11 protein-coding genes, 2 tRNA genes and 1 pseudogene are annotated in these 16,494 nt (G+C 42.4%); 11 read left to right on the plus strand and 3 right to left on the minus strand.

Annotated elements, in window-relative coordinates; genetic code table 11:
* Positions 1–8 precede the first annotated feature (8 nt).
* From H608_RS0112360 to H608_RS0112420, 11 genes and pseudogenes are all read left to right on the plus strand, one after another.
* Entirely contained in the window at positions 9–2,105 is a 2,097-nt protein-coding gene (locus tag H608_RS0112360) for a hypothetical protein (RefSeq protein ID WP_028787942.1), read from the plus strand.
* A 39-nt stretch (positions 2,106–2,144) separates the two neighbouring features.
* A complete protein-coding gene (locus tag H608_RS0112365; RefSeq protein ID WP_028787943.1) occupies positions 2,145–3,437 on the plus strand; it encodes a hypothetical protein in 1,293 nt (430 codons plus the stop codon).
* Positions 3,438–3,607: 170 nt separating this feature from the next.
* On the plus strand, positions 3,608–5,956 hold the full coding sequence (locus H608_RS0112370) for a LamG-like jellyroll fold domain-containing protein (RefSeq protein WP_162142876.1): 2,349 nt from the start codon (positions 3,608–3,610) through the stop codon (positions 5,954–5,956).
* Positions 5,957–6,147: 191 nt separating this feature from the next.
* Entirely contained in the window at positions 6,148–7,140 is a 993-nt protein-coding gene (locus tag H608_RS0112375; RefSeq protein ID WP_028787945.1) for an SDR family NAD(P)-dependent oxidoreductase, read from the plus strand.
* A 28-nt stretch (positions 7,141–7,168) separates the two neighbouring features.
* Entirely contained in the window at positions 7,169–7,897 is a 729-nt protein-coding gene (locus tag H608_RS0112380) for an SDR family NAD(P)-dependent oxidoreductase (protein ID WP_028787946.1), read from the plus strand.
* 470 nt (positions 7,898–8,367) lie between these two features.
* Positions 8,368–8,577 (plus strand): annotated as a pseudogene (locus H608_RS24950) (T9SS type A sorting domain-containing protein); the annotation flags it as partial.
* A 153-nt stretch (positions 8,578–8,730) separates the two neighbouring features.
* Complete coding sequence (locus H608_RS0112395) at positions 8,731–9,144, plus strand: hypothetical protein (RefSeq protein WP_038008493.1); 414 nt, start codon at positions 8,731–8,733, stop codon at positions 9,142–9,144.
* A gap of 192 nt (positions 9,145–9,336) precedes the next feature.
* Complete coding sequence (locus H608_RS0112400; RefSeq protein WP_028787948.1) at positions 9,337–9,708, plus strand: hypothetical protein; 372 nt, start codon at positions 9,337–9,339, stop codon at positions 9,706–9,708.
* Positions 9,709–9,933: 225 nt separating this feature from the next.
* The gene (locus H608_RS22275; RefSeq protein WP_051268267.1) at positions 9,934–10,911 is read left to right on the plus strand and encodes an alpha/beta hydrolase; all 978 of its coding nucleotides are present in this window, start codon (positions 9,934–9,936) and stop codon (positions 10,909–10,911) included.
* Between the two features lie 915 nt (positions 10,912–11,826).
* Entirely contained in the window at positions 11,827–13,212 is a 1,386-nt protein-coding gene (locus H608_RS0112415) for an AAA family ATPase (protein WP_028787949.1), read from the plus strand.
* Positions 13,213–13,218: 6 nt separating this feature from the next.
* The gene (locus H608_RS0112420) at positions 13,219–14,070 is read left to right on the plus strand and encodes a DUF4435 domain-containing protein (protein WP_028787950.1); all 852 of its coding nucleotides are present in this window, start codon (positions 13,219–13,221) and stop codon (positions 14,068–14,070) included.
* Positions 14,071–14,441: 371 nt separating this feature from the next.
* On the opposite strand, the gene H608_RS0112425 is transcribed toward H608_RS0112420, so the two are convergent.
* The 3 genes from H608_RS0112425 to dnaA all read right to left on the minus strand — a co-directional run bounded on the left by H608_RS0112425 (position 14,442) and on the right by dnaA (position 16,225).
* Positions 14,442–14,515 (minus strand) — tRNA-Pro (locus tag H608_RS0112425).
* Positions 14,516–14,570: 55 nt separating this feature from the next.
* A tRNA-Ser gene (locus H608_RS0112430) sits at positions 14,571–14,659 on the minus strand.
* Between the two features lie 132 nt (positions 14,660–14,791).
* Positions 14,792–16,225: a chromosomal replication initiator protein DnaA gene (gene dnaA / locus H608_RS0112435; protein ID WP_028787951.1), complete on the minus strand. Its 1,434-nt coding sequence runs from the start codon at positions 16,223–16,225 to the stop codon at positions 14,792–14,794.
* Positions 16,226–16,494 lie beyond the last annotated feature (269 nt).

A 16,494-nucleotide genomic window follows, 5' to 3' on the forward strand; every position in this document is an offset into this window, starting at 1 on the left:
GTATGCAAATGAAAAAGATATCATTTCTTCTTTTATTCAGTATGGCAACACTTGCTGCTTTTGCCCAAAAACCGTCCAAAGAACAAATGGAAGCGGATAAAAAAAGGATGGCCGAGGCGATGAAAAAACTGAATGAAACAACTTCGAAAATGAGTCCTGAGGCCAAAAGAATGTATGATAGTATGATGAATGCGATGGGGGCGGGAAAAGCAATGAATGCTGCCATCAACCAGGTAAACAACAACCAATCAACCCAAGCCAATAAGGTGACAACCGGCGCTGTTGCTGCCAGCAATACCAAAACCATTGCCGCCACACCTTCCAATGCAACGATCAGTACATTTATCAGCAATACAGGCACCGCCACCTCTGCCGCTGTGTTGCCTGCCGCAAAAAATAAAGCCTCCGATATCTATAAAGACCTGAAAGAGAAAGGAGCAACGACCGCTGAAATGGGTAACGCTGCTACAGCGTTGTGGGTAGGCGGTCGTACCCAGATTGCATTGAGTTTAATGGCACAGGTTTGTAAAGAGGATGCCACTAACACCGACAACCTGAATAACTATGCTTCGATGCTCACAATGATGGGAGCACCTGAAATGGCAATCCCTATTCTGAACAACCTCAATAACCGGTTTAAAAACAACAGCACCATTCTCAATAATCTTGGCCAGGCCTGGTTTGCTGCAGGCGATGTGGACAAAGCCCAAAAATATTTAGACACCACTCTTGCACTTGCGGCATCACATCCGCAGGCCAACCAGACAATGTGTTTGATTGCCAAAGGCAGGGGCAACAAAACTGCCGCCGCCGCTGCGGCCAAAGCCGCTTTCAAACAGGGGTACAGCGGTACAAGGGCAGATCTGTTGAAAAGCCTGGGCTACCCCCCCGGCACTGGTGATTACAACAATTTTCCACCTGCCAATAAAAGCGACGATTTGCTTAACCTTGGGGGCTTCGCTATGCCCGCCTTTCCAAAATCAGTAGCAGAATGTAAGGCGCTGGACCGGGTATGGAAACAATTCAGGGCAGACATTGATCAACGTCTAAAACCATTACAAAAAGCCGTCGAGGAGTCCAATAAACAAACGCTGCATCAATTAGAACAACAGCAAAAGCAATTTATGGACGCCCTGAACAAGACCAAAGCAAACCCCGGTTCGGTAAGCGCGGGTGAAGCAATGAAAATGGTGAGAGCACCCCTGTATGCAGATAAAATGAATGCAAGAGAAAATATAGTGCTGAAAAACCTGCAACAAAAAAAACAGGCTGCGGCCCAAAGCATCAGGGATTATTTAACTGGGGAAGGCGGTACTTTAAAGAAAAAGTATGACGATGCAATGGTTGTCATCAACAAGAAAATGAGCGACGTGGGCGAAGGCGGAAGTACGACATTGGAAATGATCTGCCGGGAATCGGTAAAAGCATCGGATGCATTTTTAAAGCCCTACAATACCAAATTAGAAGGATTGTACAATGATTACCTTGCTGCTGAGAAGCAACTGCTCAATGAAATAGCCTACTCCTCGCTTTATAACACTTATCCCGAGCTGCTGCCGGGCATCTATGCAGGATTGCAGGCGCAATGGCTGAAAGACCTGAGTTTAATTCAAAACGGATTCAACTTTGCCAGCATAACAAAATATGATTGTGCCGATGAGGCAGCAGGTAAAGGCGGCCGGCTGACGGAATTCAAAAATCCCGGTTGTACCATCAACAGTGAATTCGGCAGTGCAAAACTCGGCTTTACCATGACGCTTACCTGCAGCGGACTGACTACCACGGTTAATGTCGGGGTGATCGGCGGCACTTTAAACCAGGATCTGGACCACGCAGGGTTTGGCGATTCCTTTAAAAATTGTACAGTCAGTGTAGGTCCTAAAGTAAGTGCCGGGGGCAAGCTGGGGCCATTGCAAGCCAGTGTAAGCGCTGGCGTGGGCGCAGATATTGAAATAGACAGAACTGGTGTTACCGATGTGGTGCTCGTAGGCGGTGTGGAAGCGGCGGCAGGCGCAGGCGCCATTGGCGCAAGTGCCGGTGTGGAAGGCAGAATGAGCCTTAACAGCGGTGCGGCCTCCGTAAATGGCACCGGCATTTTCAAATAATTATTCCTGTTTTTTAGTAGTTAAATAGTACACCACACCATGAAAAAGTTTGTTATCCTTTCAGCAGTTGTGTTCGCAAATACGGTTATTTTTTCCCAGGCAATAAAAAAAATAACCAACCCGCCTGCGCCCTGCAATGGAAGTGCTGATGATGTGGCCGGAATTTATACAGACCATAACAATACGAAATATGGATTCGCTTTAAAAGGCACATCCGCCGAAAAATCGGTGATGATGAAAAACCTCATCGCCATTGAAAAGCTGGAAGAAGCCAGCCGTACCAATTTTAAATTGACAGGCTGTGCCGCCCGGGTAAGTTTTAGCACGACCGGCAGTAGTAATTATGGTAAAAATATTTACACCAGGTATGTTTACCAGCTGGGCGTTTATCCATTCGTTTGCCATGTAACGGAGCATGCAGTCAAAATAGTAGATGAATACAGAACAGTTTTCAGGGTAGAGATGAACCCCTACCTTCCAACGGGTGCCAAAGCTGGTGGTACCGGAGAGTTTTATATAAAATACGGTAACCCGGTTTACGACATTTCCATAGAAGCAAAAGCGGGTCCCGATTTTGAAAAAGAAAAAAAATCCAATCCCAGTCGCGTATCGCAATATATTTCAGAAGCCCTGCTGCTCGGCAGCCGCTCTGATGCTTATAAAAATTTTCATGATGATTTTCTGAAACTCAACAACGGCAATGGCTATGTTGAACATTGGGAAATGGGTGGCCGGTATGATAAACATGGCCCTGATTCGTACCAATGGATAGATCGCCGCTATTTTATCACCCGGTCCGGTGTGCCACTAGTGATTCCCGTAAGTCGTAAACAATACCTGCAGGACATGCTGGAATATTTTGAAATAGAGAAGGCCAATTTTGAATATGCCATTGCAGAAAAAATTAAAAACATAGGTAATAATACGTCCGAATCTGCAAAAAGAACACTGGCAGCTTTGGAGGCCGACAAACTTGCTTACCCCAAAATCTATGAAGCCAAAAAAGCAAAAGTGAATGAACTACTGACCAAACAAAAACCCGAATGGCTGCAAAAGCCGGCAGTAGTCGATAACAACAATTGGCTGAAAGATGCCAACACCAGGTTGGAGGCTTTGGGGAAATTTTACGAAGCAGAAGGAGAAAAAACATCGGCGCTGTATGTTTTAAACCCGGCCTATTTTACGGCCAATAACGGTCAGCCCGCAAAACCGCTGTTGACAGAAGTACAGTTCCGTTACGAGATCGGCAAGGATAGAGGACACTCAACAAGGCTCTTTACCAACTGGGAACAGCATTTTGATATGGATGCATTGCGGAAAATGATACAGTAATTATCCAAAATCATCTTTTTTAATGATATCGTTGATTAAGCCGGGCACTTAGTTTTACGGTACCCATTAAACTTCTTATTACAAAAAAACCTCAGCGGGTAAATCAGCAAAACATCCTGATTTGGGAAATTGATGCGATGCCTTCAACCCAATCAGTCAATTCCTCGATTATGAAAAAACAGCTTTTATTCCCCTTTTTTATTGTAATGACACTGGGGTTTATTGGTAGTTGCCACCCGGCTGCCGCCCAAACGCTTGTAGCCAGTTATCCGCTCAATGGCAATGCCAACGATGTAAGTGGTAATGGACTGAACGGCGTTATCAATGGCACGCTTACACCTGTTGCCGACAGGTATGGCATTGCCAACAGTGCCATGAGCTTTCCGGGGAACGGTTATATCAGCATTGCTGACAACGCTTTGCTTCGGCCGGGTAGCATCTCTATTTCCTGTTGGGCAAAAGTTGGAGCGACCAATCTTTTAAATTCTTTTGTCGATAAGGCCATTGGTAGCTGCATCAATGACTCCTGGCAATTTGGAACAATTAATAATAATTTCAATGGTTATGTTTCCAACTCCTTTTCCTGTGGCGACTTTGTCTTTCTTTCGACACCTCAGAATTTTGATGACTGGAAATTTATTGTTTATACAATAGACGCTGTGAACCACAGTATGTCGCTTTATGCAGATGGCTTGCAGGTCGCTACGGGCAGCTATGCAGGTCCGATACAATATGACAATACGCCTGTTTTAATAGGTGCAGCTTATGAAAATGGCAACATCGCCTTTCTGCTCTCCGGCGGAAGTCTTGATGAGGTAAAAATTTATGACGGAGTATTGTCGCCGGCGCAGATAGCCACCCAATACTTTAACGAAGTAGCCACCAATAAGCCTGGTAGCGGCAATGCCATTACCGTCGATGGTGTGGACGATTATGTGCAACTGCCTCCGGTACTAAATGGCGCTACGCAATTTAGCATCGACTTCTGGATCAAAACAACAGAGAACAGAATCAGCAGCACCTACTGGCAAAAACCAACCATACTGGGCAATGCGAACAGCGCCACTTCGGATGGCGATTTTGGAATTACGACCAACGGTGGCATGATCGGTGTATGGCATGGCCTCTGCTGTGGCGACCTGGAACTGCAAACAACGAAAGTAATCAATGACAATACCTGGCATCATGTGGCGGTAGTAAACGATGGCAATAATCTTGTCCTGTATGTAGATGGCATCCAGCAGCCGGGAACTATACCTACCAATGGCGGGGCCATACAAAACGGCGACCGGCCCTGGCGGCTGGGGATGAACAACTCCTGTTGCTCAGGTGGCTCACCGCACCAGGGCACTTTGGATGAAATCCGTTTTTGGAATGCAGCACTCACCCAAAGCCAGATCCGCGACAGGATGTGCAAAAAAATCACCAACACAGATATACTTTTCAATGATTTGTCAGCTTACTACAACTTTGATGAAACGTTGGGCACCTCCGTTTTTGACAAAAGTGGCAATTCACAATATGGTGTACTCATCAACGGCTCATCGAGGATAACAAGCGGTGCTCCTGTTGGCAATGCGTCGGAACACGATTATGTAAATGCGGTGAAAACGGCAACCATTGCTCATGCCAACGGTGAAAGTTTTACGGTAACTTCTTCAGCAGGCAATCCGGATGGAATACAAGTATACAGGGTAGATGAACAGCCGAATACCCTAAATGGTGTCGGTAGCATTGGTACAATAAATAAATACTTCGGTGTCTTCCAGGCAGGCGGCACCTCGCCGCAATACACGGCCGTATACAACTACACCGGCAACACCGATGTAAATGTGGGTAATGAAAATGCACTGGCGCTATTTAAACGGAACGACAACTCGGTCACTACCTGGACAGATGGTGGCGCTGCTTTGGATATGACCGGTAATACTCTAACGCTTACCGGGCAAAGTACCGAATATATACTAGGGCGTACAACAGGTACACTGCCGCTTCGCCTGCTCTCCTTCTCTGCCGTCAAGCAAAACGAAAAAGTGTTGCTGCAATGGCAAACAGCCGATGAAATAAATACATCGCATTTTGAAACAGAGCACAGCAATGATGGTGTTATTTTCAGAAAAATCGGTATCGTCCATGCTGCTGATAACAGCGGCACGCATTATTACAGCTTTACCGACCATGCACCTGCGCAAGGTGTTAACTATTACCGCCTGAAACAAGTAGACAAAGATGCGCGGTATACTTACAGTCCTATTGCGACAGTCGCATTTGAAAAAGAAGTGGCGGTGTTAACCGTTTTTCCCAACCCGGCAGGTAATACCATCACCATAAAGTACACGGGTAACCAGCAAAAAATACAGCTTACCGTGTTCGATCTTGCCGGCAGGCAGGTAATGTCTAAAGAACTGAAAGATCAAAGCATCTGGCAGGCCGATGTATCGGGTCTTGCTAAAGGAACTTATACTATACAGGTTAATGATGGGGTGAAGGAATGGTTTGGGAGGTTTATGAAGTTGTGAGTGGGTTGATAGAAGCACAAGACATTAACAAAGCCCTTCAACACTGTTGAAGGGCTTTGTATTGGGAACCGGCTCAATAGGAATCACGCATCCGGCAATGACCTTTTGAACAAAACAACTTCGGACGTTTCAACAAAGCCACCAGCGTCGCGGCTGTCTATTTTTGTTTCAACAAATAAAAATAAACAGCAATGACACAGAACAATTATCAGGGAGCCTTACAACAATCAACCGGCTCCGGCTTTAATGCAAAATCAACCACCAGCGATGTAATCAAAGGCGTCGATCTTACAGGTAAGATCGCCATTGTAACCGGTGGCAATACGGGTATAGGCCTGGAAACAACGAGAACACTGGCAGCAGCAGGCGCAACAGTAATAGTACCTGCAAGGGATATTGAAAAGGCCCGGAAAAACCTGGAGAACATCAACAATGTAGAAATCATGTCAATGGACCTGCTCGATCCGGCATCCATTGATGCATTTGCCAACAGTTTTATGGCGTCCGGCCGGCCGCTGCATTTGCTCATCAATAATGCAGGTATCATGTGGGTACCCCTTCGCCGCGACCAGCGTGGTATCGAATCACAACTGGCGACCAACTACCTGGCACAATTTCAACTTACGGCCAGATTATGGCCTGCCCTTAAAAAAGCGGGTGGCGCCAGGGTTATCAATGTGTCTTCGCAGGGACATCAATTTTCGCCTTTTAATTTCGAAGACCCCAATTTTCTGCACCGTGCATACGAAACATTGGCAGCTTACGGCCAGTCAAAAACAGCGGTTAATCTTTTTTCAATGGAACTTGACAACCGTGCACGCGACTACAACGTAAGAGTTTATGCCGTACATCCCGGCTCTATCGGCGGAACGGAGCTCGGCAGAGAAGCACCATTAGAGCTGTTTCAGCAAATGGGGTTCGTGGACGCGGACGGCAATATGCTGCCGGAAGTAGCCGCAGCGCTTAAAACAATTCCGCAAGGTGCTGCCACAACAGTCTGGTGCGCTACCTCTCCTTTGTTAAATACTATTGGTGGTGTATACTGTGAGGATGCGGACATCGCCTCGCCAAATACAAATGTGTCCGAAGGAAAAGGCGTAAATCCGTATTCGCTGGATGAAGCCAGTGCAAAACAACTGTGGACGCTTAGCGAAGAAATGACGGGAACAACATTCACCCTGTAATACTCCATAACCAATAAAATAAATAACCATGCAAACGCTCAAAAATAAAATTGCCGTAATAACCGGCGGCAACAGCGGTATCGGCTATGCTGCAGCGAAAAGGCTCAAAGCTCACGGGGCAAATGTCATTATCACGGGAAGGAGAAAAGAGGCCGTCGAAGCAGCCGTGGCTGAACTCGAGGTAACCGGCTTCGTAGCGGACCAAAGTAACTTAGCCGACATCGACAAACTTGTGCAGCAGGTTGCACAACAATTCGGTAAGGTCGATATCCTGTTAGTCAATGCCGGCATTACCCGGTTTTCAACAATAGAAAAAACAGCAGAAAGTGTATTTGATGAAATAATGAATGTCAACTTCAAGGGGGCTTATTTTACCCTGAGCCGGTTTATTCCGCTACTTGGTGAAGGTGCTTCCGTGATCATGCTATCTTCCACATCGGCAACCATCTCTCCGCAAAGCGCTTCTGTATATGCAGCCAGCAAATCAGCCATCAATGCGACTGTAAAAATCGCCGCACTGGAGCTGGCATCCAGGAAAATACGTGTGAACGCGGTTAGCCCCGGCCCCGTTGCTACGGAAATCATGCATAAAATCGGCCTGGATGAGCACTTGGAAAACCAGTTAATACAAAGTATTCCTGCCGGAAGAATGGGCAAAGCAGACGAAGTGGCCGGTATGATTCATTATCTCGCAAGTGAGGAGGCATCTTTCGTAACAGGTGCTAACTTCCTGGTAGACGGCGGGCAATCGATATAACTATACCGGTGACCCGAATGTAAATGCGGGTAATGAAAATACACTTGCTTTATATACACGAAACGACAACCCGGTCACCGCCTGGATAGATGGCTAGGCATCTTTAGCTATCAGCGCTAACAACCCTTACCGGGCAAGGCACCGAATACCACTTCATCTGTTTTGTTTTTCTTCCTTTAGCAAAATGAAAATGCGCTGCTGCCAGGGCAAACAGCGGATGAAATCAACACATCGCACTTTGAAATAGAGCACAGCATCGATGGTGTTTTTTTTTAGAAAAATCGGACTCATCCATGCGGCTGACAACAGCGGTACGCACTATTACAACTTTACCGACAATGCACCTGCGCAAGGCATAACCATTATCGCCTGAAACAGGTGGACAGCGATGCACGGTGCACTTACAGTCCCATCGCTAAAATCGTAATTGAAAAAAGAAGCAGCAGTATTAACCGTTTTATCCCAATCCGTCAGGTAACACCATCACCATAAAACATACCGGTAAACAGCAAAAAATAAAACTTGTCCTGTTTGATCTTGCGGGCAGGCAGGTGATGGCCAAAGAACTGAAAGATCAAAGCATCTGGCAGGCAAATGTGTCGGGATTAGCAACAGGGACGTATACGATACGGGTTAATGATGGGGCGAAGGAATGGTTTGGGAGGTTTGTGAAGTTGTGAGTAGGTGTCCATTACCAATAACAAAGCCCTTCAACGGAAGTTGGAGGGCTTTGTTATTGGCACCTATTCGAGCTACTATATATGCTTTTGAATTGTTAACTTCAACCCTCTTAAATGACCTTTCACAAACGAACAATTCAAATAACTATGATCATGAATTTTAGAGGATCATTTTGCGATCCATTTAAACGGGACACAATAGAACTTCGAGATATACAAAAGGATAAAATCATTGAACAATTTGAAAATATCCCCTGGACCGATTTATTGGGGAAAATGGAATTGGCCAAAGAAAGTGAAATTTTTTATTCCCCATCCCTTGAAATAGAGAACAAAGACAACAAACATGGACTTTCAATTTCAGCAGTTGGCCACCCAAACAAATATGAATTCTACATTTTCTACAAGCGACCCAAAAAAATAAAAACATTTTTCGGTCTAAAGGAAAAAATTAATGAAAACTATACGTCGGACAAAACCGGACAGACTAAACAAGATGTAATTGACTGTTTAGATGCTTTACTACGTAATGACACGGAATATTTGGCCAACAAAATTGGACAATAAATATACGTAAACACGGCGTGTACCACTAGCGTTTACAAATCCAGGGTTTAGTTCGATCAAGCGAAATGCTATCATGGCGAAAAAAGCAATCCTCACCCTTAGAGTAGATAAATGGCTGGGACAATACCTTCTCAACTATAATATTACTTTTCATACTGCAAGACAATCAATTGACTTCAAAATTTCAAAAAAATGATAAGGCAAATCCAGATAGTTGTTATTGCGATAATTTTCATTCTTACATCTTGCGCAACTTCAATGACTCCTATGCAGGTAAATAATACGTTGCCAACATTGACAAAGTCAAAATATATTTCACAAGCACAAGCAGACGAGGGTGTGAAAAACGGCAATTGCAAATATTTAACAAAAAATAGAACCTATACTGCTCCGATGGGATTATCGACAAAAGAAGATTTAAGATATGGAGCAAAAGGAATTGATGAATGGGTCAAACTCGATGGAGGTAATGCCTATATATTAAAAAACTACAAGTGGGTTACAGTTGACCAGTATGGCAGCACTCAGCTCACAATTGACTTTGATACATTATTATGTGAGTGATTTCAAATTAAAAAACAACAACTATGACATTAAATTATTAGGTATTATTCAATTGAGATCAAGTGTAGACAATATCGAATAACCTTTCCCATACTTGACAATCGTATCCGATAGCAACACTAGTGGCGCTTTACGCACTACCGATACATATTTCGCTCGTAACTGTAAATCCTCTTTTGGTCCATTAGCAACCTGGAATTTATAAAAGTCCTAAGTAATAATGATATGAATTTTTCTAAAATACTGTCAGTTCTAATTATTGGTTTCAGCCTGATTTCTTGTCTGGAAAAAAAAGAAAAGAAAAGCGAACCGAATGTCACCAGAGTTATTGACGTAGAAAATACCCAAAAAGAAATACCTGTTTGGAGCAACACAATTCCAGATTTTGAACTTGTAAAAGGAACAGAATCCTACAACGATGGGATGGTAAAAAATGTTTCAAAACCGACAATTACCGTTTATTCACCCAAAGGGAAAAATACGGGTGTTGCAATTATAGTTTATCCAGGTGGTGGCTATAACAAACTTGCTATTAATCTCGAAGGTTCTGAAATCTGTAAGTGGTTAGCTTCTATTGGTGTTACCGGAATACTTTTGAAATATAGAGTTCCTGCATCCGGACCGCATGCGGACGACAGTTGTAAGTGCGAAAAAGACCCGATAAAACCGTTAGCCTTACAAGATGCGCAAAGAAGTTTAGGACTTATTCGGGCCAGAGCAAAAGAATGGAATATTGATCCAAATAAAATCGGCGTCATGGGATTTTCTGCAGGCGGGCACTTAGTAGCTGATTTGAGTACAAACTATCGGAAAAGAGTTTATGAATTAACGGATGATTTTGACAAAGTGACTTGTAAACCAAATTTCGGAATTGTTTTTTATCCCGGGCATATGACCTTTCACACTACGAAACCCTATGAACTAAACCCAACAATTCCTGTAGATAAAGAAACGCCGCCCACATTCATTTTACAAGCTGGAAACGACAATATTGATAATATTAAAAACTCTCTTGTTTATTATATAGCACTGCAAAAAGCAGGCGTTCATGCAGAATACCATGTGTATGCTGAGGGAGGTCATGCTTTCGGATTAAATGAATCTGCACAAAAAATTCCAAACTGGGAAAAATTACCAATTGCAGATTGGGAGGCTTTAGTTGAAAGGTGGCTAAGAACGATAAAAATGACTTCTGATGAGTAAGAATGTGGAAGGTAAGAGTTGATCTGACAACTGGGAGTAAATTTAAGTAACCACATTTATCCAATAACTCTATCCAATGGCGGCAAGGAGCCGCTTTAGAAATCAGCCGTCGTAAAGCCATTCCTAAAAATCTTGTCACTCCTGAAATTGAGGAAGCTATTGTTAAGATGGCTTTCGGGTTCCCGGCTTATGGGCGTCCCGGGCTTGTAGTGAACTGCGTAAGAACGGTATCGACCAAAACATGCAGTCTTTCGCGTAGGCTGAAATGCTGGTTGGGTTATACAGGTTGAATCTCTTTCGCTATGTGAATTGCAACTTCAGTAAGCAACATCTCCCCTGCTATCAAATAACACGCAAACCTCGCCGGGGGGGATTTTTCCCCTTTTTATACCACGCCAGATGACAGTATATATAAATGGCCGAACATTGGTTTGGTTATATGAAACGACACTTGATCGTAATCATGAAACCTGTGAAAATAGTTTCGAAAAAAGCGAGCTATTTGAATAAAATAAAACTTTTATTACTTTCATCGTTAACAAACCTTATCTGAATATGACATCTTCCACCAACATCTGCAAATATTTCGTACAGCGGCAATTCCATAATCCTGAGAATCATTCCTACTCTCCGGTCTGAGAACAAGCTTTTGCAAAGACCATCGCCTTATAGACTATTTCTGAAGAGTATGATTGAACATGTGAGTACCAATGGTTGGTATACGCCGTTATGGTAGTTGGAGAGTAACAGATAAAGGTTTTAAACGGGTTTTACTGGGTTATTTCTTAATGTTCTACTCTCAGATATATAAATGTGCTTAAATAAAACACAGTTATAATTATTTGCATTGCGTGCATCTAAAATTGCCGTAATGTTTGACGAACCCTTCGATTCAAAAACATGACAATATAGAAAATGAAAATAAATTCATTCAAAGCAGGAAAAGTTCATGGATACTTGAACTATGACATTGATTTCTTTCCAGATCTTACTTTCTTAATTGGGATTAATGGCTCTGGAAAAACTAGTGCCCTTAAATTGATATTAGGCTTAATTTCTCCTTCATATCATTACCTGAATCAAATTGATTATACTTTTGCAGAGCTAATTTGTTCCAGTAAAGACAATGAAAAAGACATTGTAATTAGAGCGGAACAAAGCATCGATCAAGACGTATTTACTTTGCGTTTAAAATCGCATGCTGGTGATTTCGAACCGGTAGTGTTTCCAAGATTTGTTAGACCAGAAGATGAAAACTATGATATTGAAGAGATTTCCTTGCGAGAGCAGTCTCTTAAAGAACTGTTTGATTTAAGTGAGTTAACAAAAATAATTAGAGAGATCGCAACGCCAAAATTTCTAGGCCTAGATAGAAAAATCTACGAAGGGAAAGCTATTGACAGGCGATTTAAACATAGAAGAATGTATGGTTATCCTAAGAAAAGAAAGTATTACGAAGGGTCGCCTGGGGCGTCTGCTATTGATAGCAGTTTAGAAGATGTCCAGTTTCTCATTTTCGAATACTTCAGAATTATAGCTTATCAACAACCTAAAATAAGTGAGGAGTTTAAAAGAAAAATCTTCCAACTTTCTTTCAACTTTATTGATGATTACAATTTAGAACAAATTCCTGAAACCGATAGTGTGATAGCAGATAAAAAAGAGAAGGTTTTAAAGGCCATTAAAAATCTAGATATAGCATACCTCGACTACAATGTTAATAGTTTCTTTCAACAGATGCAAAGAATTGTTGAGCAAAACAATGAGTATAAAGAAAAAAATGAAACGACTAAAGGTATTTCAGATGATCAATTTAAGGTGTTACGGAAATGGTTTAACAATAGCTCCCAATTAAGAAGAATTGATGAAATAATAAACTTTAGTCAAACTTATCAAGAAAAAATTGCAGAGTTACGAGCTCCAATTAAACGACTTGAAAACATAACTTCAAACTTTTTAAAAGAGGGAAAAAAACAAATTCAAATTGCTGAAGATGGTGAGATTAAAGTAAAACTAAGTAATGGAAAACTTGCTAGCGTGTTTGAACTTTCTTCCGGAGAAAAACAAATAATCATAATGATCGCACATTTGATATTTGAGGAGGACCAAAAACCATCCGGAGTATTTATCATTGATGAACCTGAACTTTCGTTACATATTGCTTGGCAAGAAATTTTTGTAAACTCTATAACTGAAGCCAGCCCCAAAACACAGTTTATTTTGGCGACTCATTCTCCCTCCATTATTTCAAAAGTCAAGAGAGAACAATATTGTCAAGATCTCAATAAACTCAATTATTAAACCACTATGATAGAACTAAGTGAAGAAGCCAAAAGATTAACATCAACCTTTCTCGCTTACCGAAATGACATTGACATTTTTACAGAAGACGAGGAAAAGGATAAAGAATTTTATAAAGTCTTATTTAAACGATTAGTCAAAAACGATATCATTATAAACGACATAACCCCTTTAGGAAATAAAGATGCTGTTTTAAGGAGATGCCATAATGAGCCCGAAAATGGAAGAAAAAAAATTTTTATTGTAGACGGAGACGTTTCGATAATTCATGGAAATGGCATCCCGGTTATGAAAAACTTATTTGTTTTAAATGCTTATTGCATTGAGAATTTCTTATTTGATAGAGATACAATGATTCATTTCATTTATCTAAACTGCGCGACAAAACCCAGAGAAGTAATAGAAAAAGAAGTTGATTTTGAAAACTGGCTTGAACAGTATTCAGAGTTCTTTATAGAGCTTTTTATTCATTTTTCGTTAGCAGATTACTTCGGGAAATATTACACACTGTACAATGCCAATAAATACCATATAGCAACAAAAGAAACATTTACTTTCTGTCCAGATTTGGTATCGCAGGATATTGAGAGTATTAAGTCTTCAATTTTGGAAACGACAAGTGAATCCGATTATCTGACAAAGTATACTGAACTTAAACAGAAATGGGCTACAAGCCTAAACAGTTTATTTACCATTGTATCTGGAAAAGACTATTTAATCCCTATTCTTCTGATTAAAACACAGTGCTTTAAAAAATCTAACGCTCTGCCCTCTTTGGAAGAATTAAAATTAAGTCTCATCCAGTTTAGCAATTTAGATAGATTGCAAGAACTCAAAAGTAGAATTGAGGCTTTGTAAATTCGTTTATTAGCATGTAATATTGATATTATCAATAACGGAGTCGGCATCGATAGCGCTCAACATTTATACGCCTTCTGCACTTCGGTGACCTTTTTCCAAAAAACCGAATCTTTCAAAACTGGAAAATCGGATAACTATTCATAACTACTTCCCCGCAACAAACCCAAAAAACAAAAAAGCCCTCCAACAATGTTGAAGGGCTCTCTCAAGTCGGGAAGACATCCCGACACTTCGGGATCGAACCTGCGACCCCCTGGGTCCCCGTCTCGGCGAGGCTACTTCCCGGTAAACTTCTTTTAACAGTTTTAGGCAACATCTCCCCAAAAAACCAAAAAAGCCCTCCAACAATGTTGAAGGGCTTTCCTAAGTCGGGAAGACAGGATTCGAACCTGCGACCCCCTGGTCCCAAACCAGGTGCGCTACCGGCCTGCGCTACTTCCCGATTGCCTATGCAAGGCTAAAACAAAATTACCAAATCAGCAAAAGGTAATTAAGAGCGGTGAGGGCGGGATTCGAACCCGCGGTACAGTTTAACCCGTACGGCAGTTTAGCAAACTACTGATTTCAGCCACTCATCCACCTCACCGGTTCTTCCCTCTTTCGAAGGGGTGGCAAAAATAAAGATTACCATTTACATAACCCAAAAAAAGAAGTCCCAAATGTCAAAAAACTACTGGTTTTCAGACATCCGGGACTTCCCTGCCGGCTTACCATGCATTTACATGGCCGCCAACTGTACTTTCTGCTGCAGTTCGAGCACGTTCTCGCGAAACACCGCATCCGTATCCATCAGGTCCTTCACCGTCTGGCAGGAATGGATCACCGTCGTGTGGTCCCGGCCCCCAAAGTGCTCACCAATCGTCTTCAGTGAGTTCTTGGTAAAGGCCTTCGCCAGGTACATCGTGATCTGCCGGGCTTGCACGATCTCGCGCTTACGCGTTTTCTGCAACAGCTTGTCGTAAGCCACATCAAAGTAATCACATACCATCTTCTGGATGGTATCGATCGTGATTTCTTTACTGGTTGATTTGATAAAATTTCGTAACACTTTCTTCGCTAGATCTAAATCAATTTCCCTTCTGTTTAGCGAAGATTGTGCCAACAGTGATATCAGCGCGCCTTCTAATTCGCGCACGTTGCTATTAATATTATATGCAATGTATTTGACTACCTCTTTCGGCATGTCCAGCCCATCCCCCTTCATTTTCCGCTCCAGGATCTCGATCCGCGTGTCATAGTCCGGAATCTGCAGGTCGGCACTCAGCCCCCAGCGGAACCGGCTCAGCAGTCTTTCCTGCACACCTTCCATGTCTTTCGGCGGTTTGTCCGATGTCAGGATCAGTTGCTTGCCCGATTGATGCAAGTGGTTGAAGATCGCAAAGAACGCATCCTGCGATTTTTCCGCCTTGCTGAAGAATTGCACATCATCAATGATCAGTACATCGATCAGTTGATAGAAGTGAATGAAGTCATTGATCGCATTGTTGCGGCTGTGGTCCATGAACTGGTTGATGAATTTCTCCGAGCTCACATACAGTACCACCTTGTTCGCATTGCTTTTCTTTACTTCATTACCGATGGCCTGCGCCAGGTGCGTTTTACCCAAACCAACACCACCATATATTACAAGCGGGTTGAAAGAGTTGGCTCCCGGTTTCTCCGCAACAGTTTTACCTGCCCTGCGCGCCACACGGTTGCAATCACCTTCAATGAATGTCTCAAATGTATAGATAGGGTTGAGCTGCGGGTCTATCTGCATTTTTTTCAGACCCGGAATAACAAAAGGATTCTTAACAGGATTATTGATGACCAGGGGAAAATCCATTTCGTTATTGGAATAGGTTTTGTAACCATGCCCGGTCACATCCATCGTCAAAGGCTTGTTGGAACTGTTACCACTATCAACCATGATGCGGTATTCCAGCCGGGCATCTTTTCCTAACTCACGCTTCAGCGTCTTCGCTAATAAATTTACGTAATGCTCTTCAAGATACTCAAAAAAGAATTGACTGGGAACCTGGATCACCAATACATTGTTCTTAACTGAGATTGCTTTGATCGGCTCGAACCAGGTTTTGTAATGCTGCCATTCAACAATATCCTTTATGATCTTCAAACAATTCGCCCAGATTTTTTCAGCATTTTTCTCCATCTGTTGATAGGCAGTTTATTCGAATGACGTAAGTAATGTTAATGAAAAGTCCAGAAAAGCTTGTTCACACAATGTCAATAAAAAAATTTGGACAGGGAGGCGAATATCCAACTTGTTTGGATAAAAAAAAATTTATTCTAGTTGTTTTTTTTTGCTTTCAGATAAGACACGTATTTGACAAGTTTTTCGGTCAAAAATTTGGAAATCTCGAAAACAAATTTATTTATCAACAGGTGTTTTTACTACCCGCAACAACACGCATTTTACCT

Origin of the sequence: Terrimonas ferruginea DSM 30193, assembly GCF_000425585.1 — a bacterium.
In the GTDB taxonomy this organism is placed as follows: domain Bacteria; phylum Bacteroidota; class Bacteroidia; order Chitinophagales; family Chitinophagaceae; genus Terrimonas; species Terrimonas ferruginea.

Bases quoted from the DNA above. Each gene is read 5' to 3' on its own strand.
- H608_RS0112360 (WP_028787942.1), top strand. From the start codon at position 9: ATGAAAAAGATATCATTTCTTCTTTTATTCAGTATGGCAACACTTGCT.
- H608_RS0112365 (WP_028787943.1), top strand. From the start codon at position 2,145: ATGAAAAAGTTTGTTATCCTTTCAGCAGTTGTGTTCGCAAATACGGTT.
- H608_RS0112370 (WP_162142876.1), top strand. From the start codon at position 3,608: ATGAAAAAACAGCTTTTATTCCCCTTTTTTATTGTAATGACACTGGGG.
- H608_RS0112375 (WP_028787945.1), top strand. From the start codon at position 6,148: ATGACACAGAACAATTATCAGGGAGCCTTACAACAATCAACCGGCTCC.
- H608_RS0112380 (WP_028787946.1), top strand. From the start codon at position 7,169: ATGCAAACGCTCAAAAATAAAATTGCCGTAATAACCGGCGGCAACAGC.
- H608_RS0112395 (WP_038008493.1), top strand. From the start codon at position 8,731: ATGAATTTTAGAGGATCATTTTGCGATCCATTTAAACGGGACACAATA.
- H608_RS0112400 (WP_028787948.1), top strand. From the start codon at position 9,337: ATGATAAGGCAAATCCAGATAGTTGTTATTGCGATAATTTTCATTCTT.
- H608_RS22275 (WP_051268267.1), top strand. From the start codon at position 9,934: ATGAATTTTTCTAAAATACTGTCAGTTCTAATTATTGGTTTCAGCCTG.
- H608_RS0112415 (WP_028787949.1), top strand. From the start codon at position 11,827: ATGAAAATAAATTCATTCAAAGCAGGAAAAGTTCATGGATACTTGAAC.
- H608_RS0112420 (WP_028787950.1), top strand. From the start codon at position 13,219: ATGATAGAACTAAGTGAAGAAGCCAAAAGATTAACATCAACCTTTCTC.
- dnaA (WP_028787951.1), bottom strand. From the start codon at position 16,225: ATGGAGAAAAATGCTGAAAAAATCTGGGCGAATTGTTTGAAGATCATA.